This window comes from Corynebacterium vitaeruminis DSM 20294 (genome assembly GCF_000550805.1).
Classification (GTDB): domain Bacteria; phylum Actinomycetota; class Actinomycetes; order Mycobacteriales; family Mycobacteriaceae; genus Corynebacterium; species Corynebacterium vitaeruminis.
Map to the genome: position 1 here is coordinate 2,873,105 of NZ_CP004353.1, position 23,609 is coordinate 2,896,713.

The 23,609-nt window shown below is 63.5% G+C and carries 20 protein-coding genes; 14 read left to right on the plus strand and 6 right to left on the minus strand.

All coding sequences use genetic code 11. The features are described from left to right. Positions 1 to 26 precede the first annotated feature (26 nt). Positions 27 to 1,091 (minus strand): ABC transporter permease, encoded by a 1,065-nt coding sequence (locus B843_RS12875; protein WP_025253897.1) that lies wholly within the window; start codon positions 1,089 to 1,091, stop codon positions 27 to 29. 237 nt (positions 1,092 to 1,328) lie between these two features. On the opposite strand from B843_RS12875, the gene B843_RS12880 reads away from it, so the two are divergent. From B843_RS12880 to B843_RS13895, 5 genes are all read left to right on the plus strand, one after another. Further along, the gene (locus tag B843_RS12880; protein WP_051483599.1) at positions 1,329 to 2,543 is read left to right on the plus strand and encodes a sensor histidine kinase; all 1,215 of its coding nucleotides are present in this window, start codon (positions 1,329 to 1,331) and stop codon (positions 2,541 to 2,543) included. A gap of 3 nt (positions 2,544 to 2,546) precedes the next feature. Further along, a complete protein-coding gene (locus B843_RS12885) occupies positions 2,547 to 3,164 on the plus strand; it encodes a response regulator transcription factor (protein ID WP_038595598.1) in 618 nt (205 codons plus the stop codon). A 2,905-nt stretch (positions 3,165 to 6,069) separates the two neighbouring features. Further along, a complete protein-coding gene (locus B843_RS13890) occupies positions 6,070 to 6,213 on the plus strand; it encodes a hypothetical protein (protein WP_155895168.1) in 144 nt (47 codons plus the stop codon). 342 nt (positions 6,214 to 6,555) lie between these two features. Beyond that, positions 6,556 to 6,687, plus strand: coding sequence for a hypothetical protein (locus B843_RS14235; RefSeq protein WP_269319752.1), 132 nt, complete (start codon positions 6,556 to 6,558; stop codon positions 6,685 to 6,687). A gap of 424 nt (positions 6,688 to 7,111) precedes the next feature. Continuing rightward, positions 7,112 to 7,252 (plus strand): hypothetical protein, encoded by a 141-nt coding sequence (locus B843_RS13895; RefSeq protein ID WP_155895169.1) that lies wholly within the window; start codon positions 7,112 to 7,114, stop codon positions 7,250 to 7,252. 228 nt (positions 7,253 to 7,480) lie between these two features. Here B843_RS13895 and B843_RS12890 read toward each other — a convergent pair whose 3' ends face one another. Next, on the minus strand, positions 7,481 to 8,974 hold the full coding sequence (locus tag B843_RS12890; protein ID WP_025253900.1) for a DUF1846 domain-containing protein: 1,494 nt from the start codon (positions 8,972 to 8,974) through the stop codon (positions 7,481 to 7,483). A gap of 84 nt (positions 8,975 to 9,058) precedes the next feature. On the opposite strand from B843_RS12890, the gene B843_RS12895 reads away from it, so the two are divergent. After that, the gene (locus B843_RS12895) at positions 9,059 to 9,721 is read left to right on the plus strand and encodes a cation diffusion facilitator family transporter (RefSeq protein WP_025253901.1); all 663 of its coding nucleotides are present in this window, start codon (positions 9,059 to 9,061) and stop codon (positions 9,719 to 9,721) included. A 73-nt stretch (positions 9,722 to 9,794) separates the two neighbouring features. Here B843_RS12895 and B843_RS12900 read toward each other — a convergent pair whose 3' ends face one another. From B843_RS12900 to B843_RS12910, 3 genes are all read right to left on the minus strand, one after another. Next, entirely contained in the window at positions 9,795 to 10,466 is a 672-nt protein-coding gene (locus B843_RS12900; protein WP_034652160.1) for an NAD(P)H-binding protein, read from the minus strand. 207 nt (positions 10,467 to 10,673) lie between these two features. After that, positions 10,674 to 12,212, minus strand: a complete 1,539-nt coding sequence (locus B843_RS12905) for a multicopper oxidase family protein (RefSeq protein ID WP_025253903.1) — start codon at positions 12,210 to 12,212, stop codon at positions 10,674 to 10,676. Positions 12,213 to 12,235: 23 nt separating this feature from the next. Then, positions 12,236 to 12,862, minus strand: a complete 627-nt coding sequence (locus B843_RS12910; RefSeq protein WP_025253904.1) for a CueP family metal-binding protein — start codon at positions 12,860 to 12,862, stop codon at positions 12,236 to 12,238. A 307-nt stretch (positions 12,863 to 13,169) separates the two neighbouring features. Here B843_RS12910 and B843_RS12915 point away from each other — a divergent pair, with 307 nt between their 5' ends. Then, positions 13,170 to 13,895 carry a response regulator transcription factor gene (locus B843_RS12915; RefSeq protein ID WP_025253905.1) on the plus strand — a complete coding sequence of 242 codons (726 nt, stop codon included), beginning with the start codon at positions 13,170 to 13,172 and terminating at the stop codon, positions 13,893 to 13,895. Next, positions 13,892 to 15,115, plus strand: a complete 1,224-nt coding sequence (locus B843_RS12920) for a sensor histidine kinase (RefSeq protein ID WP_025253906.1) — start codon at positions 13,892 to 13,894, stop codon at positions 15,113 to 15,115. The genes B843_RS12915 and B843_RS12920 overlap by 4 nt, the downstream gene beginning before the upstream one ends. Positions 15,116 to 15,214: 99 nt before the next feature. Here B843_RS12920 and B843_RS12925 read toward each other — a convergent pair whose 3' ends face one another. Further along, positions 15,215 to 16,459 (minus strand): dicarboxylate/amino acid:cation symporter, encoded by a 1,245-nt coding sequence (locus B843_RS12925; protein WP_025253907.1) that lies wholly within the window; start codon positions 16,457 to 16,459, stop codon positions 15,215 to 15,217. A gap of 372 nt (positions 16,460 to 16,831) precedes the next feature. Here B843_RS12925 and B843_RS12930 point away from each other — a divergent pair, with 372 nt between their 5' ends. From B843_RS12930 to trpCF, 6 genes are all read left to right on the plus strand, one after another. Then, positions 16,832 to 17,284 carry an SdpI family protein gene (locus tag B843_RS12930; RefSeq protein WP_025253908.1) on the plus strand — a complete coding sequence of 151 codons (453 nt, stop codon included), beginning with the start codon at positions 16,832 to 16,834 and terminating at the stop codon, positions 17,282 to 17,284. Positions 17,285 to 17,555: 271 nt separating this feature from the next. Then, positions 17,556 to 18,908: a tryptophan synthase subunit beta gene (trpB, locus tag B843_RS12935; RefSeq protein WP_025253909.1), complete on the plus strand. Its 1,353-nt coding sequence runs from the start codon at positions 17,556 to 17,558 to the stop codon at positions 18,906 to 18,908. A gap of 48 nt (positions 18,909 to 18,956) precedes the next feature. Beyond that, positions 18,957 to 20,504 (plus strand): anthranilate synthase component 1, encoded by a 1,548-nt coding sequence (locus B843_RS12940; RefSeq protein WP_025253910.1) that lies wholly within the window; start codon positions 18,957 to 18,959, stop codon positions 20,502 to 20,504. After that, positions 20,504 to 21,139, plus strand: a complete 636-nt coding sequence (locus B843_RS12945) for an anthranilate synthase component II (RefSeq protein WP_025253911.1) — start codon at positions 20,504 to 20,506, stop codon at positions 21,137 to 21,139. Before B843_RS12940 ends, B843_RS12945 begins: the two co-directional genes overlap by 1 nt. Positions 21,140 to 21,174: 35 nt before the next feature. Then, positions 21,175 to 22,203 carry an anthranilate phosphoribosyltransferase gene (gene trpD / locus B843_RS12950; RefSeq protein ID WP_025253912.1) on the plus strand — a complete coding sequence of 343 codons (1,029 nt, stop codon included), beginning with the start codon at positions 21,175 to 21,177 and terminating at the stop codon, positions 22,201 to 22,203. Continuing rightward, positions 22,190 to 23,602, plus strand: a complete 1,413-nt coding sequence (gene trpCF, locus B843_RS12955) for a bifunctional indole-3-glycerol-phosphate synthase TrpC/phosphoribosylanthranilate isomerase TrpF (RefSeq protein WP_025253913.1) — start codon at positions 22,190 to 22,192, stop codon at positions 23,600 to 23,602. The genes trpD and trpCF overlap by 14 nt, the downstream gene beginning before the upstream one ends. Positions 23,603 to 23,609 lie beyond the last annotated feature (7 nt).

The following is a 23,609-nucleotide window of genomic DNA, read 5'->3' on the forward strand; positions in this document are numbered from 1 at the left end:
TCGCTCCTTATATATAGGTACGGGTTCTAGACTGCGGCGCCGAGGGCGGCCATCGGCTCGACCTTGGTGGTCTGGCGCACGGCGATGAGTGCGCCGACGATTCCCAAGCCAAACACCCCGGCCGCGGGGACGAGGACGGTGGACCAGCTGAGCAGGAAGGGGACGCTGCCCTGGACGAGGGCTCCCAGGCCAAGTCCCACGAGCGCACCGAGTCCCGTACCCGCGGCGAGCACGATCGCGGCCTGGGTCAGGGCGTCGATAAGCACATAAGAAGGAGAGGCGCCGAGCGCGCGAAGAACGGCGATGTCGCGCGTGCGCTGGAGCGTCCACACGGTGAGGAAGGAGATGGTCACCAGCGCGGAGATGCCGTAGAGGAAGCCCTGCATGCTGGTCAGCGACGAGCGTTCGGACGTGTAGGCGGCAAGGCCCTGGTAGGAGCCCTTCGTGTCGGTGATGGCGGTGTGGGTGTCGGCGGCCATCTGCTGCCACTGGTCCTTGGTGGCGTCGCCGTACGCGACGAGCACGGTGCCAGCGTCTTGGGTGTGGTTGACCGCCTGCCACGTGGCGGTATCTACCCAGACGGCGGGGGAGTGGCTGTAGTACTCGTTGTCCACGATCTGTCCCACCTCCACCTTCTGCCCGGCGAGCGCGATGGTATCGCCAGCGTGAATGCCCAGCTTGTCGGCCACCTCTCGCGCGACGTTGGCCTTCTCGCTCACGGTCGCGCCCGCGGCGGTGGTCCCGTCCGGCAGGCCCATGACGGCGACAGGCTCGGCGCCGCTTCCAGCCTCCAAGCGCGTCTGCCCCACGCCCAGCGGCAGCGCGCTCACGCCATCGCTTGTTGCAAGCTGCTTTGCGACGCCAAGGTCTGCGACCGAATTGCTAAACGACACCTCCGGGTTGTCGGTGTACGGGTCGCTAAACACGACGGCGTCCGCGCCCAGCGAGTCGAGCGCCGAGGTGTTGCGGCTGGCGAGCCCCTGGGTGAGCCCGGTGAGCATGACGATGAGCAGGGTGATGAACATGGTGACGCTGCCGATGAGCAGGAAGCGCCCGCCCGCGGTGCGGATCTCGCGGAGACTGAGGAACATGGGTGGTTCTCCTTTTCTTACTTCTCTTTGCTACCCATTTCACCGTTTTCGCAGGCCAGCCGCATCGACCGGCTGGGTTTTATTGCGATCAACCGTGTGGTTGATTCGTCATCGGCTACCTGGCGGCTGGGTGGCTACTTGCCGCGCGCAGCCAGTAGCGTTAGGGGTGTGAACGACTCTGCGCCTCTAGCCCCAACGCCCACCGAGATCGACGCCACCCGCGCGCTCAGCCGGATCATGATCTTCCTGCGCGTGAGCCTGCACATCGTCTTCGCCTTCCTCCTGGGCTTCGCGGTGGTGCAAAACGTCGCCGCCGGAAACGGCTCGTGGCGGCTTATCACCGCGGCGGGCGTGCTCGCGGGCGTCTACATGGCGGGCACCACCTGGGAGAACCGGCGGGCGCACTCGCTCGTGGCCGTGGAGGACACCGACCGCCGCTGGGCGATCCTCGCCGCGTGCTGGCTGGCGGTGGTGCTTGCGCTGTGGGTGGGGCTGGTGGCGTTGTCCATGGACTTCGTCTGGCTGCTGTTCCCCCTGGTCTTCCTCATCCTCCACATCCTGCCCACCGGGGTGGCGATCGTGGGCGTGGCCGCCGCGTGGGCGGTGGCGGCGTTTCTTCCCGCCTGGCTGCACACGCCGTCGTGGAACGTGGCCAACGTGGTGGGCCCGCTCATCGGCACGGTCTTCGCCATCGGCGTCTACTTCACCTACCGGGCGCTCGGCCGCGAGGTGCAGACCCACGCGCTGCTCACCCAACAGCTGCTCTCCGCGCAGCAGCAGCTGGCCATGAGCGAGCACCAGGCCGGCCGGATGGAGGAGCGCGAGCGGCTCTCCCGCGAGATCCACGACACCGTCGCCCAGGGGCTGAGCTCCATCGTCCTGGTCTCGCGCGCGGCGCGCTCCAACCTGCAGAAGGGCAACCTGGAGGAGCTGTCCGCCCAGCTCGACACCATCAACGAGCAGGCGAGCACCTCGCTCGCCGAGGCCCGCCGCTTCGTCCGCGACCTCGCTTCGCCGGATCTGACCCAGTCGCTTCCCGAGGCTCTGGAGAAGGTCGTCGCCCGCACGCGCGCCCGCCAGGGGGCGCTGGGTGAACCGCTCGACCTCGCGCTCAACGTGGTCGGAGAGATCGACCCCGCCGCCGTCCCCGAGCCCGTCTCGCGCACGATGGTGCGCGTGGCCCAGGAGGCGCTCAACAACGTCGTTAAGCACGCCCACGCATCGAAGGTCGTGGTCACGCTCGGGCTCTGGGACGATCAGCTCAGCCTCGACGTGGTGGACAACGGCTCCGGCTTCGATCCCGCGACCGCCAGCGGCTACGGGTTGCCCGGGGTCAGGGCGCGCGTGGCGGACCTCGCCGGCACCGTTACAATCGAATCAGCACCAGAATCCGGCACCGCGCTGGCCTGCTCGATCCCGCTCACATCCCGTTCGACCTCGGCGGAAGGTTAGATCATGAAGCCCATTGCAGTCATGCTTATCGACGACCACCCCGTGGTGCGCGCCGGCTTACGTTCTATCGTGGACGGGTTCGACGACGTCCGCGTGGTCGCCGAGGCCTCTAACGGGGACGGCATCACCCCGGAGTCCCTCGCCGAGCAGGGCATCGACGTGGTCGTGACCGACATCCAGATGCCCGGCACCGACGGCATCACCCTCACCCAGCGGCTTGCCGAGGCCGGCCCGCCGGTGCTCATCCTCACCACCTACGACACCGAGGCCGACATCGTTGCCGCCGTCGAGGCCGGCGCGATGGGCTACCTGCTCAAGGACGCGCCGGAGGAGACTCTGCACGCGGCCATCCTGGCCACCGCCCGCCGCGAGCGCACGCTGGCTCCCGAGGTGGCCAGCGCGCTGATGAACCGCATCTCCAAGCCGCGCCAGGCGCTGTCTGCCAGGGAGATTGAGATCCTCCAGGCCCTCGAGTCGGGCGCGACGAATCGCCAGCTCGCGGCCAGCCTGTTCATCTCCGAAGCCACCGTGAAGACGCATTTGGTCCACATTTACTCGAAATTGGGCGTCGACAATCGCACCGCGGCGATCACGACGGCCCGTCAGATGAAGCTCATTTAGACCCATATAGGGGTAGTTTAGGGCCCCTTTGGTCTGACCACGAGAATCCTTTTTCGCGGCTTTGTCGGAGTGAAAAGCCTTAGGGGAACTCATTTTTCGGGCCCATTGTATTAATTATACATAAGCCGGAGCTGTGTGTTTATTAGCTTACGGGGCCAATGTTTACGCCCTGTCGTTCGCCGGAGCCACATCGTTACATTCATCGAAGAATTCTCTTTCCGTCTAGTACACCTCGAATCAACCTCGACCGCCGGCGTGGAGACCGCGCCAAGAACGCCCTGCTGCAAGCTTGAGGCGTCCTCTCGTTCCAGATCTTGAGACCCCATCCGCTCCGCAGGCACCACAGCCGCCACCCACCGCCGACCTTTTGGCCACAAACCCATTTTCATATCATTTCCATTACTTTTGCGACTTCATTCCGACAAGACTTTCAGGCAACCGATCCTGCTCCGAGACCTTCCGACACGGACGCGCGATCTTCCGCCACCAAGGCGTCTGACACGAGTCGCCATTCCATAATTCTCAAGGCATTCGATGGCCCCTCGACCAATCATTGGCGAAACGAGAATAACCTATTTCGGGGGTGATATTGACTCGCGCAGAACGCCTCGTGTTGCCGTGACCAGCACGTTGTCGACACCGAGTTGAACGCTGTACGGTCGTTCCGGAGCGGAATTCTTCTTATTCTGTTTTCACTATGTGGCAATACTTTTCACACATAAGTGATAGCGATTGACCTAGTTCCCTTTTCAACTAAATCCGCTTTTCCCTTGTTAGTGGGCACCGATCTTGATTAGATTCGAAGTCAACGGGAGCACAAGTTCTCGGTCAAACTTCAATCCGAAAGGAAAGAACATGTCCTCTGATATCCTCGACTACTTCGTTAACATCGCCGGTACTGCTTTCTGTGGCATCGTTGCCCTGCTGAACAGCATCATCTCCCTGCCGTAATAGCGCTTAGTGCGCCGCATCCGTTCGCGGATGTGTAGATGGCACGCAAACCAAGCGTTCGTCTCTCCAGTTGGGTGGGCGCTTGGTATCGATTGACAAAGCCTCGTCACTTGGCGGTTTCCGCCAGTGGGGGGCTTTTTGCGTGCCTTGAATCTGCATCACCCACGATTCATCACACTCCTACAACGGAATACCTGCGGCCCAGGCAATAACCTCCGGCAACAGATCATGCTTGACAGCCCTAGCCTGAAATTCTTTCCGATACAAACACATCTAGGAACCGTTAACGGAAACTCAGTGTTTTTCAAATAAAGTGATAGACCTCTCCCTTTTCTGTATCAAAACATCTGGTTTTTCTATTGTTTCCGCATGTGAGAGCAGTTAAATTCAGAAGTAGCCGGAGCAACCGCTCCAACCCCACCCACCAGAAAGGAAGAGATCATGTCCGCTGAAATCCTTGGCTACCTTGGAGGCATCGTCTTCACGGCCCTGCTTTCTCTCTACAACATCCTCGCCACCATCATCGCATTGCCTTGATCTCGGTGAGGCAACAGAGACCTCGCCGTCCCGGATTCGGGATGGCGAGGTCTCTGCTTATCGCCCGTAATTCTTGACCGCACCCGCCTATTTCAAGGCTTGAAAAGTCACCTGTACTTTTCGTTCGAGGCTCTTACACAATCTCCCTAAGCGCCTTGACCTGCACTTTCGCCGATGCCTCCCCAAGAGACAGCCGATTGGCAGGGTCCTGCCAGACAGACTTCTTGCCCCTCGTGCGGCGGTTCTGTTTGACCCAAAAACTTGCCTATGCGCTGGCGATTCGCGCGCCTTGAAGCAAGCTGCGAATGCTCACAGCGAACTTCTAAATTTCGATTAATTTCTTGTTTTCGCAGGTAGAGAGGATTTCAAGGGTCCTTGCCGTTGTCCGATGCCGCTGGTTTACTCGTTCTCAGCGGCGGCAAACAGCAGTCGCGTTACCAGACCTACGAAGGGATAAACCCATGAGCTCTTACGTTACTAACCTGTTCGACACCATCGTCAGCGCTATCTCCCACGTCTTCAACGCTGTCATCTCCTCCCGCTAAGTCGGGCAGCCACGGCATCTCCTTGAGAGTGTCGAGGGATAGCTGAAGCCCGCTTCGGCGGGCGAGGTTAAGGGTTGAATCTAGGGAGCGTAGCTCCCAGAAGTTTTCCGCAAAGTCCACAGTTAGGCGCGTCTGCCAGCTGTGGGTTCTTTGCGTTTGCACGGGTCCCACGTTTCGTTCGAAGCGTGGGCCTTTGCCGTACCTAGGCTCTCACCTCCCATTGCCCGCCTCGGCCACGCTGGTTCGCGCGTCGCTAGAGTTATCCCGCAACTTGGTGGTCATGTGCAAACAGATTGTGGTTAAGCATGGGCGGGGTTTCGCGGGAGTTCGAATACATCCGGCAAGACGCTTCGCAGGCGCCCAGTGCTGCAAGACCTCGGTGTCTGTTATTCAACGCTGGCGTAGGGGAGGTCCCCGACCGCCTAACCCCTCGGCAAACGCTGTTCCCGTTGGCTCCATCCATCTCTCCCCATACCTCTGTGAAGCGGCTGCCATTTTCACGCCCCTCAGCCGACCCGGCGGGGAGGTGATGGCAGATGGGCAAGCGACAACTCCCAATCGTTATCATTGCGCTCAACTTAACGGAACGTGAAGGTGAGCTAGGCGCCAAAAGGCCCATTTTCATCGATCTCCAAAACACCTCGCAGTGAGCTCGCAGCAACACTTTTTCGACGCATTTCCATCACCGATCGCGGTGGCAATGACATGCATTTTCTTCGCGCCGAGGGCACTTCAAGCTGGCTCCAAGGTTCGGTGTTTGCGCAGGTCAAGGCGGTTTTGTCCGCCATTGACGGTTCCGTTGACCAGGCCTACCATTCAAGTCATCGGCAGCAAGAGCTACCACTTCTACTTCCCACTCAGAGGAGACAACAATGTTCGACCAGCTTTCCCAGATCGCAGAGCACGTCCAGAACCTGCAGCAGTTCAACCCGGCTCAGCAGATCCAGCAGTTCGTCCCGCAGGTTACCGAGCACCTCAACCCCAGCAACTGGCTGGTCTCCCTGTCCTCCCGGTAGTCGGCAACTGATCTAGTTATCTACCCAAGCCGCCCCTTGGCGCTCATGCGTCAGGGGGCGGCTTACGCATGCGGGCCACGGGTCTGCGCGCATTCCTACCAAGCTTGCAGATGCTTCACAGCCACCCGACGAACCAAGCAAATCGGGCGCAAAGAGGGACCTTCTACCTCGGGGTTTGCGATCCTGTCAGCACTCCAAGCCAGCTCCAAACTAATCCATTTACGCAGGTAGCGGCGTTTTTTGGGTCCGTTGACCGGCCTCTTGCCCGGTCCTAGTATTCACTTCATCGGCAGCAACCGCCGCCGACAATAACGACACTTTCCTTGTGAAGGAGAAATCACTATGTTCGATCAGTTCAACCACATCGCTGAGCAGTTCCAGCACTTCAACCCGTTCCAGCAGGTCCAGCAGTGGGGCGCACAGGTCCAGCAGAACTTCCAGCCGCAGAACTGGTTCAACGGCTTCCGTCGCTAAGCGCACGCCAAGACTCTTTGAAAGCCCCATCCCCGGCGTTCTCCCTCGCCGCGGGATGGGGTCTTTTCGTTTTATTGTCCACAATGAAAACTGTACGTTCGCTGTATGCCCTTTGGGTGGACGCCAACGGCACGTCGGCAAGCGAGTAGCAAACGCTCAGCGCTTTGACCTGCGACTTTCACTCTCCTGCAATCTTGGCAGGGTTTTCGCAGTCAAGCCGATTTCGCTGACGTACCGAGCTTCGGAATCTGCCCCTGAGCTGCGGTTTTAAGATTTTGACAGAACTTCCAAGTTTCTCCAAACTTCGGCATTTGTGCAGGTAGAAGGCTTTTTTCGACCCGTTGACCGGATTAGGGAGCGGTCGTAGTATTCAACTCATCGGCAGCACAAGCGCCGTGTTTCTACTAATCAAGGAGATTCCTCCATGTTCGATCAGATTCCCCAGATCGCAGAGCACGTCCAGAACCTGCAGCAGTTCAACCCGGTCCAGCACATCCAGCAGTGGGCACCGCAGGTGCCGCAGTTCTTCCAGCCGCGCGGTTGGGTCCCGGGCCTTTCCTCCTAGTATTTAGCGGTTAGGGTCTGCGTGGCGTAGCTTCCCCTATGCCATACGGCGGACCGTCCGGAGAGAGTTTCTGAATAGACGCATAAAGCTTCGTCCTTCGACCTTGGGGGTTCACCTCCTGTGATCCGAGGCGAAAGACGAAGGAGGCTCGGGCCGATGGGAGTCCCGAGCTTGAAGACCCAAGGACTTGTGGGAGTCCTTGGGTCTTTCCTTATGCCCGCGGGCTAGCTAGCGCTTCTGGTACAGCGACTTCTTCTGGAACTTCGGGTCGCTGGTGACCAGCACCCCGAGGTTGCGGAAGATGCCCTCGTCCACCGAGCCCAGGATGGTGGTGGTGTGGGCGATGCAGCCCTTGAGGTGCTGCAGGTGATCGAGGGCCCGGCGCGCCTCCTCGTTCGTCGAGGCCGACACCGACAGCGCGATGAGCACCTCGTCGGTGTGCAGGCGCGGGTTGTGGCTGCCCAGGTGCTGGATCTTCAGCGTCTTGATCGGCTCGATCGACTCCGGGGAGAGCAGGTGGCTCTCGTCCGGGATGCTGGCCAGGTGTTTCAGCGCGTTGAGCAGCATCGCGGCGGAGCAGCCGAGGAGGGCGGAGGTGCGCCCGGTGATGATGGTGTCGTCGTCAAGCTGGATGGCGCAGGCGGGCTCGCCGGTCTCCTCCGCACGGGCGCGGGCCACGCCGACGACGGCGCGGTCGGTGGCCTTGATTTTCGCCTTGGCCATGACCACCGCCGCGCGGTCCGACTGGGTGGAGTCCAACCTGCCTCTGGCCTCGTCGACAAGCGCCTTGAAGTAGCGGCGAATGATCTCTTGGCGGCTGGCCTCGCGGCAGACCTCGTCGTCGACGATGCAGAAGCCCGCCATGTTCACGCCCATGTCGGTGGGGGACTGGTACGGGGTGGTGCCGGTGAGCTTCTCCAGGAGCACCTTGAGCAGCGGGAACGCCTCCACGTCGCGGTTGTAGTTGACCGTGGACTCGCCGTAGGCGCTGAGGTGGAAGTGGTCGATGACGTTGGCGTCGTTGAGGTCGACCGTCGCGGCCTCGTAGGCCAGGTTGACCGGGTGATCCAGCGGCAGGTTCCAGATGGGGAAAGTCTCAAACTTGGCGTACCCGGCCGATCCGCCGCGCTGGTACTCGTGGTAGACCTGCGAGAGGCAGGTGGCCAACTTGCCGGAGCCCGGCCCCGGGGCGGTGACCACCACGAGGTCGCGGGTGGTTTCGGCGAACTCGTTGCGGCCGAGCCCCTCCTCGGAGACGATGAAGTCGGTGTCCGAGGGGTAGCCCGGGATGACGCGGTGGCGGAACACCTTCATGCCGAGGCGTTCCAAGCGCTCCTTGAACTCGGCCGCCTGGCGGTTGTCGTCCTCCATCTGCGTGAGCACCACGTTTTCCACGAGGAAGCCGCGGCCGCGGAAGACGTCGACTAGGCGCAGCACGTCCTCGTCGTAGGTGATGCCGAGGTCCGCGCGCACCTTGTTGCGCTGCAGGTCCTTGGCGTTGATGCACACGAGGATCTCCACCTCGTCCTTGATCCGGTCGAGCATCGCGATCTTGTTGTCCGGGGTGAACCCAGGCAACACGCGCGAGGCGTGCATGTCGTCGAAGAGCTTGCCGCCCATCTCCAGGTACAGCTTGCCCCCGATTTTCTCCCGGCGCGCTTTGATGTGCTCCGATTGCAAGTCGATGTATTTTTCGCGATCGAAGCCGATCCCGTGCGCCATGTAGCATTCCCTTCCGAGGTCCGTTTTGGGTTTAGTTTAATTCGCTTACCGACGCCTACGGTAACCGGAATAGAATCAGCAACTATGACTTCAGCCTCCGCAGCTCGCGATGACTTTGACAGCGATGACGATGACAATGACGACGATGAGATCAACGCCGCTAACCTCACCAGCCACTCCCGCAAGATCGTGGCCATCGTTGCGGGTCTGAACCTGCTCGGCTTCGCCGGGGAGGTCATCATCGCCTCCATCATCGGCTCGGCCTCGCTTTTCGCCGACGCCGCCGACTTCCTCGAGGATTTCCTCATCAACCTGCTCGTGCTCACCGCCCTCGGCTGGTCAGTGGCCTCGCGCCGCAAGGCCTCGGTGGGTTTGGCAGGACTCATCCTCATTCCCGCGCTCGCCGCGTTCGGCACGGCGATCTGGAAAATCATCACCGGCACCCCGCCAGAGGCCTTTACCTTGTCCGGCACCGCCATCGCCGCCGGACTCATCAACCTCGTCTGCGCGCTCCTGCTGCTCTCCCTGCGCAACGGCGGGGAGGCGCTGGTGCGCGGGGCCTGGCTGGCCGCGCGCAATGACGTGCTCGCCAACATCCTCATCCTTGCCGCGGGCATCGTCACCATCTTTTGGGCCACCATCTGGCCGGACGTGGTGGTGGGCATCATCATCGGTTTGATCAACCTTGGCGCGGCCAAGGAGGTCTTGGAGCAGGCCCGGGCGGAAGTCCCAGAGCTCGAAGACTAACTCCCTGCGCTGAAATGGCGCGCTTCCCAGCCAAAGCGGAAAGCGCGCCATTATTTTTTGCTCAAAGCATCATTTACGCAATGCTGCTGACCGGATCCTGGCCATCAATAAAGGCCAGCGGGCTAGCCGGGAACTCCTCCCGGCCTGCAACCTCCGCAATCACCTGCGCCACCAGCTCACGCGCAGTGTGCGTGCCCGCGGCCGGAGAATCATCAGCCACCACCTCGATACCCACGGCTGGCTCATCTGTCAGCGACGAAGGGCCAAGAATGAGATAGTCCAGCTTGCTCGCACCCAGGCGCAGATCCACCGCCTTCTTCGCCTTCACATAGGCATCCCACGAGCTACCGTCATTGGACTCCTCGCGCAGCGTGGCCCCGAGGTAGGAGATCATGACATAACGCGGCGGACGATCCATCGACTCCAACGCGTCAATGGTGGCAAGGGCGCCGTCACGGTCAATATCCAGCGTCGCCTGCGCGCCCGCGCGCCCACCGTTGCCCGCACCCCAGATCACCAGATCGTAGTTGCTAAAAAGCTCGGCCCAATCAGCAGCTGCTTGCTTGGTCAGATCGCGTACCACCACGCCCGCACCGAGTGCTTCCAACTCCGGAGCGTAGGCGGGATTGCGCACCAGCGAATCCACGCTGTGGCCTGCCTGCACCAGCAAGGGAGTGGCCAGCAGCGCTACCTTGCCGTGGCCACCGATATAGAGAATCTTGCTTGCAGTCGTGTTTGTTGTCATGGCGCCCAACCTACCACCGTTGGTGCGAACTGCTCGGGGCACCTCGGCATCACCTCATTCACGAGGGCCGCATGATCCTGCTTCGATAGGCGCACAGACGACCCAGCTTTGTCTCTTCTCCCACACGTCTAAGCGGGCAACTGCCTCCCCGACTAGGAGCCACACTGCTTGTGCACGCTTTCCGATTCGCGTGCGATGCACAAGCCTTTAGTAGTTCAGCTGCGCCATCATGCCGGTTGCCATGTGGTAGCCGTTGTGGCAGTGGAACACCCAGTCGCCGGGGTTGTTGGCTATCAGCTCCGCGTTCACGGACTGGCCGGGCAGGATCAAGATGGTGTCCTTGCGCAGGCCCCCATTGTCCGGCAGGGACCAGGTATGACCGTGGATGTGCATCGGGTGCGCCATGGCAGTGGTGTTGCGCATGGTCATCAGCACGCGCTGGCCGGAATTGACCGTGGCTAGGGTGTCGCCGTCAATGGACATTCCCCACTTATACGGCATCATCTGTCCGGTCAGTTCCACATCCAGACGGACGTCGGGTTCGCCTGAGGCAAGACGCGCGGAGTCGGCAGCGACGAGATCAGTCAGGAATGCCGCAGGGGCTTCGAGCTGCACGAAGCTGGCCTCGGGACTGGGGGCCTCACCGGAGGCGGTGCGCACCAGCGCAAAGGCGCGCCCGTCTTTGCCGGCCGCGAGCGCGGTTAGCGGGAACACCCCGTCGGCAAGCGTGACCTCAACGTCGGCACGCTCACCCATGCCAAGGTAGAAGGAATCGACCTGCTTGGGCACGACCGGATAACCGTCGGTAGCAATGACAGTCATCGAGTGCCCGCCGAGGGCGACTTTGAAGATGGTATCGGCGCCGGCGTTGATAAAACGCAGCCGGGCCTTCTGACCGACCTTGGCCTCAAAGGTGCGGCAGGCCGCCGGAATGCGCTCATTGAGCAGGTAATGCGGGTAGGCCAGATCGCCCGCGTCGCCGCCGAGCGCAGGATCGCCCGGGCCTGCGTGCATGCCCGCCATGGCTGCCGACGCCGCACCGGCCGAAGGTGTACTTGCAGATTCCGTCGTGGCGGCCATGTTGTGCATGGAATGATCCATGCCCTCCATCGAGGCGCCACTCGTGCCGCTCATTGAGTCAAACATGGCTAGCTGCTCATCCGGGGTGTGCCCATCGATGCCATCAAGCCAATCGTCGAGGAAGATCGTCCATTCGACGTCATAATCACCCGGATCGGAAGGATCGCGCACGATCAAAGGAGCGTGCAAGCCGCGGTCGAGCTGAATGCCGCTATGTGAATGGTAGAAATACGTGCCCGAATGCGGCACCTGAAAGCTGTAGGTAAAGGCCTCACCGGGCTCGATGGGGTCTTGGGTAATACCAGGGACGCCATCGGATGCCATGGGCACCGCCAGTCCGTGCCAGTGGATGGAGGTGGACTCCGGGAGCTGATTGTCGATGTCGACCTGCAGGATGTCCCCGGCGGTGACCTCGATGGTGGGGTTGCCGTCTTGCGACTCATAGCCCCAGGTGCTGGCTTCAATTCCGCCGAGATCAATACTGCGCTGTTTCGCCACGAGCTTCTTGTGAACCGCGGGATCAGGCAACACCGAGGGGGTGGGGAAGGCTTTGGTGACAGACGGGCTCGAGGAGGAGCCACCCGTTTGCCCGCCGCAGGCGGCAAGGGTGACCCCACCCGCAATGCCGAGGCCGCCGAGGAGGAATTGCCGTCTCGTGACATTCATTACTGGGTTGATTTCCCTTCTGCTTAGGAGAGCTTGAGTGTGGTGACGCAGGTAGCACCGTCGGCGGTGGAATCGAAGTCAACCGTGCCCGTCTTGCCTTCGGACTGGACGGTGATCGTTCCCGTAGTCTCCTCCGGCACCCAGAACCCGGCGAAGCCGTTGTCAAAGGTCGTGGTGTCCTCGTCGATGAGCGTGTTTCCGTCCTTGTCCGTGAAGGTGACGTGGATCGGGGTGTTGGCCAGCTCCCCCTTGCAGGTGGTCAGGCTGTGGTAGAAGCAATCGTGCGTCTGGAACTCATAGGGGGCCACGGAGATGTAGGTGGTGTTGTCCGGAAGCGGGAGGCTGAGAAACTCCTCCTTATTGTTCGCGTTGGCAATCTGAAGCTCGTCCGGGCGCACAGATGCCCGCAGGTCGCTGGGGCGATCCGCCACCACCAGGCGATCGAGCTCGTCGATGATCGTGGTCGCGTCCTTGTCCTGCAGCTCGTACTTGGCAAGCAGCTCGTTGGCGCCGGCTGAGGAGCTGCTTGATGCGGAGGCGTTCGACGCTGCAGAGTCAGCTTGCTCGCTGCCGCAGGCTGTCAGCCCTACGAAGCTGGCTGCAGCGGTCAGAATCGATAGCGTTGCGATTGTTGCTTGCCGACGTTTCACGGCTTCTCCTTGGTTGCTTGCTCGAGGTCAGCCACTAACGCGGAAGCGTCATGCGTGGCACGGGACTTGAGGAAGTTCTAACACCCCCGAGGTGAGAAAAGTAAGGCCGTACCTCACCCGTGGCGCACCCCTTCGATCGTAAGTGGTGATCTCCCTCACACACATTGGGAGGGCACGCCGAACACGGAGCTGAAAAGCCCAGCCTGTGACGCCTTGTCACCGTCGGAAAGCAAGAAAACTCGGGCACAGATGGTGAATATGAAGATTATGTAAAGATTGCCCGGGTGATACTGGCGATACTGGAGTAATGACCCTTCCGACACAGCCGGAGCAATACGTGCTCATCGTCGAAGACGAAAGGCCCCTATCGAAGATGATCGCGGCCTACCTCGAGCGGGCAGGATTTCGCGTGGGACAGGAATTCACAGGCCCCGACGCGGTCGCCACCGCCCGCCTGACCGCGCCCGATGTCATCATCCTCGACCTCGGCCTGCCCGGGATGGACGGGCTCGAGGTATGCCAGAAAATCCGCGAGTTTTCCGACTGCTACATCCTCATGCTCACCGCCCGGGGTGCCGAAGAAGACCGGATAACGGGGCTGACTACCGGGGCGGATGACTACCTCTCCAAGCCCTTTAGCGTGCGCGAGCTCGTCACCCGCATTCACACGCTTCTGCGGCGCCCCCGCGCCCGGCAAGCCACCAAGGAAACGGCCAGCACAGCGATAGATCCGGCACACACAGTAGTCGAGGATCTCACCATCGACACCGCCGCCCATCAGGCCTGGTGTGCAGGCCGCGAGGTGGCACTCACCAAACTCGAGTTTGACCTGTTGCAGGCACTGGCCACCAAACCCGGCCAGGTGCTCAGCCGCGAGGAACTGGTCGCAACCGTGTGGGAGACGGACTGGATAGGGGAGGAGCGCGTCGTCGACGTGCATGTAGGCAATGTCAGGCGCAAGCTCGCAAGCCACGGCAGCCGCGCCACCATCGCCACCGTGCGCGGGGTCGGCTACCGAATGGGACAGCCATGAACCGAGTACCGCTCAGCATCAGATTTCTCTTGGCTCAAATCGCCGTTGCGGCGGCGAGCCTGCTGGCGGCCGGGGCAATCGCCCTTGTTATCGGGCCGCGGCTGTTCCACGAGCACCTGCTCATGGCGGGCCTGTCAGATCCCTCCAGTGAGCTCACCCACGTCGAGCAGGCCTACCGCGATGCCGGGGCGGCTACCCTTTCGGTTGCGATCATTGTCGCCTCCCTGTGCGCCGGTGTCGCCGGGTGGCTTTTGTCGCTGCGCATCAAGCGCCCCCTCACCGAGCTCACCCGCGCAGCCTCGGACGTGGCCCAGGGACGTTACGCTACCCGGGTGCCTACCGACGTCGCCCGTGCCGCAGGCCCCGAGATGGCCATGCTCACCAGCGCCTTTAACATCATGGCCGAGCGTATCGACAACACCGAGGCGCTGCGCCGGCAGCTCCTTTCCGATCTCGCCCACGAGATGGCCACGCCGGTGTCCGTGCTCGGCGTGTATTGCGAGGGGCTTCAGGACGACGTCGTGGAGTGGAACCAAGAGACCCAAGACGTCTTCGACGAACAACTAGGACGCCTCAAGCGCCTCATTGCCGACATCGACGAGGTCTCCCGCGCGCAGGAGCGGCGCATCGAATTGCACCGGCAACCGATCTCCCTAGCGGAGCTGGTGCAGGTGACTTACTCCTCCTATCGCGAGCCCTACGCCACCAAAGGGGTCCAGCTCCACCTGCGCGCCATCCCACAGCAATGGGTGGTCAACGCCGATAGGCAAAGGCTCGGGCAGGTACTGGGCAACCTCCTAGCCAACGCCCTGCGCCATACGCCGCCGGGTGGCACGGTCACCATCTTTGCCGAAGGGCCCGGTATCGAGAGTTCCATTGTTTCAGGCGACGGCGCGGGCGGAGTGGGGGATGGGGTCGTGCCTGTTGCGCACGCGGGCAGCGGAGGGAGTGCCGCTACCGGCATGGTGCGCATAGGAGTCAGCGACACCGGAGAGGGCCTGAGCCCCGACCAGCAGGCGCGGGTGTTCGAGCGTTTCTATCGCGGGGACGGTGCCCGCAGCACCTCCGGTGGAGGATCCGGCGTTGGGCTGACCATCGCCCGTGGGCTCGTCGAGGCTCACGGCGGAACGCTGTCCGTAACCTCACCCGGCCTCGGCAAGGGAGCGACCTTCACCTTCACGCTTCCCCTGGGTGAGGGGATGCCGAACAGCACGCAGTAGCGTTTCGGGCAGCCGGCAACTGGCCGATGTTTCACGTGAAACACCCCGCCTCCCTCATTCTTATGAGGGAGGCGGGGTGTTATTGCGTATAGCTACAGGTTAGTCCTGCTCGTCGAGGCCAGAGATGGCAGCAGCGAGGCCGAGATCGTCCTCGTCGTCAAGTTCGGAGCGCTCGATGTTGCCCTTGGCAAACTTGTCGACGACCATCGCAATGGCGCCGTCGCCAGTGACGTTACAAGCGGTGCCGAAGGAGTCGATGGCGATGTAGGCGGCAATCATGAGTGCAACCTGATCGTCGTTAAAGCCCAGGCTGGAGGAAAGCAGGCCGACCGCGGCCATGATGGCGCCACCAGGAACGCCCGGCGCGGCAACCATCGTCACGCCCAGCATGAGGATGAAGCCGACGGCGGTGCCCAGCGGAATATCCATGCCGTCCATGAACATGATGGCGAAGGCGAACAGCGTAATCTTCATCATCGAGCCGGACAGGTGGATGGTCGCGCACAGCGGGATGACGAAGCCCGCGACCGACTTGGAGATGCCGTTCTTGCGGGCACACTCGTAGGTGAGCGGGATGGTTGCGGCCGAAGACGAGGTGCCCAGCGCGGTGAAGTAGGCGGGCATCATGTTCTTCAGCGCGCGCAGCGGGTTCTTGCCCGCGATGGAACCGGCGGCGGTGAACTGCAGCAGCAGGAGGACGAAGCTCATGCAGATGGCGAGAACTAGGACCTTGGCGAAGGCGGAGAGAGTGTCCACCAGGTTGCCGTTCATGCCCAAAGACAGGAACATGCCGAAGATGTAGATCGGCAGCAGGGGCACGATGAAGGAGGAGATCACCTTCATGACCACGCGGCGCAGGTCGGCGACGCCGCCGTAGAGGGTATCGGACTTCACGCTGGTCATCGCCACGCCCACGACGAAGGCGAGGATGAGTGCGGTCATGACCTCCATCGGGGCCGGCATGTCGACCTTGATGAACGGCTGCAGCGCGCCCTCCTCGATGTCGGAGACGGTCACCTTCGCGTGCCCCGCGAGCAGGGTGGGGTAGAGGGCGGTGGCCACGCCCCAGGCGATGAGCCCGGAGACCAGCGCGGAGCCGTAGGCGATGCCCGTGGTGATCGCCAGCCACTTGCCCGCCCCGCGACCCAGGCCCGCGATGGCCGGGGTGATGAGCGCGAAGATGAGGACCGGGACGAAGAAGCTCAGGAAGTTACCGAACAGCCCGTTGAAGGTGACGAACACGCGGGCCAGCGGCACTGGGAAGAAGAAGCTGCACACGATGCCCAGGATGATCGCGACGACGATCCTGAACAGCAGCGACGATGACAGTCGTTTGAAGTCCATGATGAAACCTTTGTGAGATTCGTGTGATTATGCGGTTGGGAAAGTCCCATCATTCCCACTGCGGGTGGCGTGGGGCGTGGGCTCAAAAAACACGCGCTGGCGCCGCGACTTGGGGCGAGGCCCTTTGGCCGGTGCGCCGTCCCGAAGCTCGATCGATCAAGCTCGGGGGCGGGTTAAGGCATAATTTACGCGGTGGGAAACGAATTACCTATTCATATATAGGTTTCGGGCTGCGAAATTTCTCACTTTTGCAGGCTTAAAGCCACATCAAAGCGCCCGGATGGTCAATGCGGGCACCAACCCAACGCCACGGGGGAGAGGCCGCCCGCGCGGAGTGCGAGCACGGCGCGGGAGGGGGATAGAGTAGGTGCCATGATCATCGGCATTATCCTCTCCGTCTTGGGCATCGCCCTCTTTGTCATCGGCGCGCTAGCGTGGACCCGGCGCCTCCCCGGCAACTCGGTGGTGGGCATCAAGGTCCCCGAGGTGCGCAAGTCCGAAGAGGTCTGGAAGGCATCGCACCAGGTCGCGGGCCCGGTGTGGGTGGTGGCCGCCATCGCGTGGATCCTCGGCGCCTTCCTCGCGTTCATCGCCACCGGCTGGATGTGGATCCTGCCCGCACTGGCGTTTGTCGGCGGCATCATCCTGCTCAGCGTTGGCGCGAACTACGGCGCCCGCACCGCGGTGCTTCTCGACGAGCATCTCAACGCCGAGGACGGCTGCGAGGACGGAAGCTGCGACTGCGGCGACGGCGGCTGCGGGAGCGCCCCCGCCCAGGTCGACCTCGACGCGGCCCGGCGCGCGGCCAGCGCCCAGGACAGCTAGGCACCTCCGTTTCCTCCCCCGCCTTCGCCGTGTCCCCTTGCACGGGACAAAGAAGGTGGGGTAATTTTTCTTTCGTGAACACATCGATGCGTAACTGGTGGTGGCGCGCTTAACCGGCGGGCCATTGTGGTGCATCAATTTTTCCTTGGCTCGCACAAGCTTCTTCGACGAAGCGGCGGGCCTTTTTTGCTAGCAGGAACTGGCCAAGCCGCAGAAGTTGAAGAGGCGACAACCCCCATAGAACCAACTTCTTGAAAGGCTTTAGCAGATAATGTCTCACCAGCACCCAGTCCTCGGCGAGGTCCGCGACACCCTGATCGACGCCTACTTCGGCGAGTTCGGCGGCCAGTACGTCCCGGAGATCTTCTTCCCCGTCCTCGACGAGCTGGAGAAGGCCTACGTCGACGCCCTCAACGATCCGGAGTTCGCCCGCGAGCTCGACGAGCTGCAGCGCAACTACCTGGGCCGCCCGACCCCGATCACCGAGTGCACGAACCTGCCGCTAGAGGGTCGCGGCCGCGGTAAGGCGCGCATCTTCCTCAAGCGCGAGGACCTGGTCCACGGCGGCGCACACAAGGGCAACCAGGTACTGGCGCAGGCGCTGCTGGCCAAGCGCCTGGGCAAGACCCGCCTCATCGCCGAGACCGGCGCCGGCCAGCACGGCACCGCCACCGCCATGGTGGCAGCGCTCATGGGCATGAAGTGCACCATCTACATGGGGGCCAAGGACGTCGCCCGCCAGCAGCCCAACGTCTACCGCATGCGGCTGATGGGCGCAGAGGTCGTGCCGGTGTCCAACGAGCACGGCGACTCCATGTCGGACGCCATCGATACTGCGCTGATGGACTGGGTCGAGAACCTGGAATCCACCCACTACCTCATCGGCTCGGCGGTGGGCCCGCACCCGTTCCCGAAGCTCGTCCACGAGTTCCAGTCGGTGATCTCGCGGGAGTCGCGCGAGCAGATGCTCGAGCGCACCGGCCGCCTCCCAGACGCCGTGGTCGCGGCCGTCGGCGGCGGCTCCAACGCCATCGGCGCGTACGCCGACTACCTCACCGACAAGCCGGGCAACGAGAACGTGAAGATCATCGGCGTGGAGCCCGCGGGCCAGGGCCTCGACTCGGGCAAGCACGGCGCCCCGCTCGAGCGCGGCAAGGTCAGCTTCCTGCACGGCTTCCGCTCCTTCGTGCTGCTGGACGACGAGGGCAACGTCCTGCCGAGCTTCTCTGTCTCCGCTGGCCTCGACTACCCGGGTGTGGGCCCCGAGCACGCATACCTCATGACCACCGGCCGCGCTCAGTACTACGGCATCACCGACGCCGAGGCGCTGCAGGCCTTCCGCATGCTCTCGCGCTACGAGGGCATCATCCCCGCTCTCGAGTCCTCCCACGCGCTCGCCTACGCGCTGAAGATGGCCGAGCACGCCGAGGAGACCGGCGAGGAGATCAACATCCTGGTCAACCTGTCCGGCCGCGGCGACAAGGACGTCGCCTACGTCCGCAACATCCTGGGCGACCTCGCCACGCTCGATCCGGCCACCCACCCCGTCACCCACCCCGACGTGGCCAAGGTGCTCGCCGAGATGACCAAGGAGTCCAACCGCGAAGAGGGACTCAGCGAGTAAGCAATTACCGGTCGCCTTATAGAATGGGCCGGAAGCGAAAGGTATTTTATGATCGTCGATAAGCGAGAAGTGCGCTATCACGAGGACGCCTCGGCGTTGTTCGCCCACTTGGGCGGCCTCGATGCGCAGGACTCGGTGCTGCTGGAGTCCAGCGACATCGAGTCGAAGAAGAACACCATGTGTGTGGCCATCCTGTCCGCGGCCGTGCGGGTGACCTGCGTGGGGCAGGAGGTGACGGCGGAGGCGCTCACCGACACCGGTAGGGCCATCGTCGAGCGGCTGCGCGGCCAGCTGTCCGGGTACGTCACCGCGGGCGCGGGGGACACCGTGACCTTCGGCTTCTCGCTGTCCGACGAGCACGACGAGCGCCGTCGCCTCCAGGCGCCCAGCACGGCCGAGGTGCTGCGCAAGCTGCAGCTCGACGCGGGCTACGCGGGCGAGTACCTGCCCTTCCTCGGCGGCGGCTTCGCCTTCGACTACCTCGACACCTTCGAGAAGCTGCCCGCAGTCGGCCCGGGCCCCAACACCTACCCCGACTACCAGTTCCTCGTGGCGGAGACCTACCTGGTCATCGATCACCTTTCTCGCACCGCCGAGGTGGAAGCCGTAGGCGTCGACAAGCACGAGCTAGACGCCCGCCTCGACGACCTCGCTGACCGCATCGCGAGCGCCCCGACCTCCTACGACGAGCCCGCGACCAGCGCCGATGGGCCGCTGAAGGTGCTCGCGACGGTGACCGACGACGACTTCCGCGACCAGGTCAAGGCGCTCAAGGGCAACATTTACGACGGCGACATCTACCAGGTCGTGCCCGCGCGCGCCTTCGAGATGACCTGCACCGACGCTTTCGCCGCTTATCGACGCCTACGGTCGACCAACCCCAGCCCCTATATGTTCTACGTGCGCGGCCTGGCGGCGGGCAAGACCTACGAGCTCATCGGCGCCTCGCCGGAGTCCAACCTCAAGTTCGATGTCGACACCCGCGAGGTGCAGCTGTACCCGATCGCCGGGACCCGGCCGCGCGGGCTCAATCCCGACGGCACGGTCAACCACGAGCTCGACATCCGCGCCGAGCTGGACATGCGCACCGACGCCAAGGAGATCGCCGAGCACACGATGCTCGTGGACCTGGCCCGCAACGACCTGGCCCGCGTCGCGGTGCCCGCCACCCGCCGGGTCGCCGACCTGCTGCAGGTGGACCGCTACTCGCGCGTCATGCACCTGGTCAGCCGCGTGACCGCGACGCTGGATCCCGACTTCGACGCGCTCGACGCCTACCGCGCGTGCATGAACATGGGCACGCTGACCGGCGCACCAAAATTGCGCGCAATGGAATTGCTGCGTGGAGTCGAGGGGACCCGGCGCGGCTCCTACGGCGGCGCCGTGGGGTACCTGCGCGGCGACGGCTCCATGGACACCTGCATCGTCATCCGCTCCGCCTTCATCCAGGACGGCAAGGCCATCGTGCAGGCGGGCGCGGGCGTGGTTCGCGACTCGGTCCCGCAGTCGGAGGCCGACGAGACGCTGCACAAGGCCTACGCGGTGATCAACGCCATCGCCCTGGCACAGGGAACGACCCCGGAGGTTATCCGCTAATGAACCGCAACCAGGACATCCACGTCGTCCTCTTGGACAACCACGACTCCTTCGTCTACAACCTGGTCGACGCCTTCGCCGTGGGCGGCTACCGCTGCACGGTGTTCCGCAACACGGTCTCCGGGGAGGAGATCCTCGCCGCCGAACCGGACCTCATCGTGCTCTCGCCCGGGCCCGGCCACCCGCTGGAGGCGGGCAACATGATGCGCCTCATCGAGGCGACTATCGGGAAGATCCCGCTCCTGGGCATCTGCCTGGGCTTCCAGGCGCTGCTGGAGCACTTCGGCGGCAAGGTCGGCCCGTGCGGGCCGGTGCACGGCACCACCGACCGGATGACGCTCACCGAGGCGGGGCTTGAAAGCCCCATCTTCGCCGACCTCACCGTCGACGCCGGGCCGGAGAACGGCTTCCAGGGCACGAAGGTGCCGATCGCCCGCTACCACTCGCTGGGCTGCACGCAGGCCGATAAGCTGGTCTCGCTGGGCACCTGCGACTCGGAGATCGGCGAGGTCATCATGGCCGCGCAGACCCCGGACGGAAAGGGCATCGGCCTGCAGTTCCACCCGGAGTCGGTGCTCTCCCCGAAGGGGCCGATCATCCTCGATCGCTGCATCGAGGCGCTTCTTAACGCTTAGTTTTCATTGCACACAATAGTAACGAGGTAAATTTTATGTCCACCGCAGAACACGTCGAGAAGCTCATCGCCTTCCTCGATAACTTTGAGCCCACCATCGAGGAAGCAGAGGAGGTCTTCCGCCCGCTGACCTTCGGCGAGTACGAGGACATCCACATCGCGGCCCTTCTGGCCACCCTGCGCACCCGCGGGGAGACCTTCGCTGACGTCGTGGGCGCCGCCCGCGCCTTCCTCGATGCCGCACGCCCGTTCCCCGTCAGTGGGGAAGGGGTGCTGGACACCGCCGGCACCGGCGGCGACGGCGCCAACACCATCAACATCACCACCGGTGCCTCGCTCATCGCGGCCGCTGGCGGCTGCAAGGTGGTCAAGTGCGGCAACCGCTCCGTGAGCTCCAAGTCGGGCTCCGCGGATGTCCTCGAGGCGCTCAACATCTCGCTCGACCTCGACCCCGAGCGCGCCGTGCGCCAGTTCGAGGCCTCCAACTTCACCTTCCTGTTCGCGCCCGCCTACCACCCGGCGATCGCGCACGTCATGCCGGTTCGCCGCGCGCTGAAGGTGCCCACCATCTTCAACACCCTGGGCCCGATCCTCTCCCCGGTGCGCCCGCAGTTCCAGATCATGGGCATCGCGAAGCCGGAGATGGGTCAGATGATCGCGGAGGTCTTCCGCGAGCTCGGCCGCGACCGCGCGCTCGTCGTCCACGGCGCGGGCACCGACGAGATCGCGGTGCATGGCACCACGCAGGTCTGGGAGCTGCGCGACGGCGAGATCACCCACTACGAGCTCACCCCCTCCGACCTGGGCGTGGGCACCTACCAGCTGTCCGACCTGGCCGGCGGCGACGGCACCGAGAACGCCCGCCTCATGCGCGAGAGCTTCGCCGGCCGCGGCCCGCAGGCCCACCGCGACGCCCTGGCCGCCAACGCGGGAGCGATGTTCTACCTCCACGGCAAGACCGAGACCATCAAGGAGGGCGTGGAGCTGGCCAAGTCGCTGCTAGAGTCCGGCGCGGTGAACAAGTGGCTGCAGTTCCACGAGGAGGCCAACTATGGCGGAAAGTAAGCTTCCCACCGTCCTCGAGGGCATCGTCTCGGCGCGCCGCACGCACCTGGATGAGATTCGGGCTCGGATCGCCCACGTAGACGTCGACAAGCTAGAAAAATCGGACCGGAGCCTCTTCGACAACCTCTACGGCCACAAGAACGCCTTCATCATGGAGTGCAAGTCGGCCTCGCCGTCGCTGGGACTCATCCGCGGCGATTACCACCCAGGCGACATCGCGCGCGTCTATTCGCGCTACGCGGCGGGCATCTCGGTGCTGTGCGAGCCGGAGCGCTTCCACGGCGACTACAACCACCTCGCCACCGTGCGCGCGTCGACCCACCTGCCGGTGCTGTGCAAGGACTTCATCATCGACAAGGTGCAGATCCACGCCGCCCGTTACTTCGGCGCCGATGCCATCCTGCTCATGCTTTCGGTGCTTGACGACGAGGCCTACGGCACGCTTGCCGCGGAGGCCGAGCGCTTCGGCCTCGATGTGCTCACCGAGATCATCGACGAGGAAGAGGTCGAGCGCGCGACGAGGCTCGGCGCGAAGATCTTCGGCATCAACCACCGCAACCTGCACGATCTCTCCATCGACCTGTCCCGTTCCGGGCGGCTAGCCGGGCTTGCGCCGGAAGGGGTGGCGATCGTCTCCGAGTCCGGCATCCGCGACGTGCAGACCGTCCGCGCGCTCGGTGGGCACTCCAACGCCTTCCTCGTGGGCTCGCAACTGACCAGCCAGCCGGACGTCGACGCGGCCGCCCGCGAGCTGGTCTACGGGCCGAACAAGGTGTGCGGCCTTCGCTCCGGAACCGCCGCCCAGGCAGCACGCGCGGCTGGCGCGATCTACGGAGGCCTCATCTTCGAGGAGGCGTCTTCCCGCAATGTTTCACGTGAAACATCGGAGGAAATCATCGCCGCCGAGCCCGGCCTGCGTTTCGTGGCCGTCTCCCGCCACACGAGCGGCTGGGAGGAGCTGGCCTTCCCGGGCATCGCCGCGCTGCAGATTCACGCGCCCTACCAGGGCTCCGTCGAGGCCGAGCGTGCGCTCGTCGCCTCGGTTCGCGCGGTGGCGGGGGGGCGGGAGGTGTGGCGCGCCGTCTCCATGAGCGCACCTTCCGCCGGCGAGCTGGCTCGCGCCCTCGCGGACGACGTGGATCGGCTCGTGCTCGACGCGGGCGACGGCGGTACCGGCGAGAGCTTCGACTGGTCGACGATCCCGGACGAGGTCAAGGCCAAGTCACTGCTCGCTGGCGGCCTGGGCCTGGACAACGTCTCGGCGGCCCTTGAGGTCGGCTGCGCTGGCCTCGACCTCAACTCCGGACTGGAATACCCCGCGGGTGCGGGCGTGTGGGCCGGGCACAAGGACGCCGCGGCCATCGCCTCGGCCTTCCGAACTATCCGCAGCTTCTATTAATAATTCC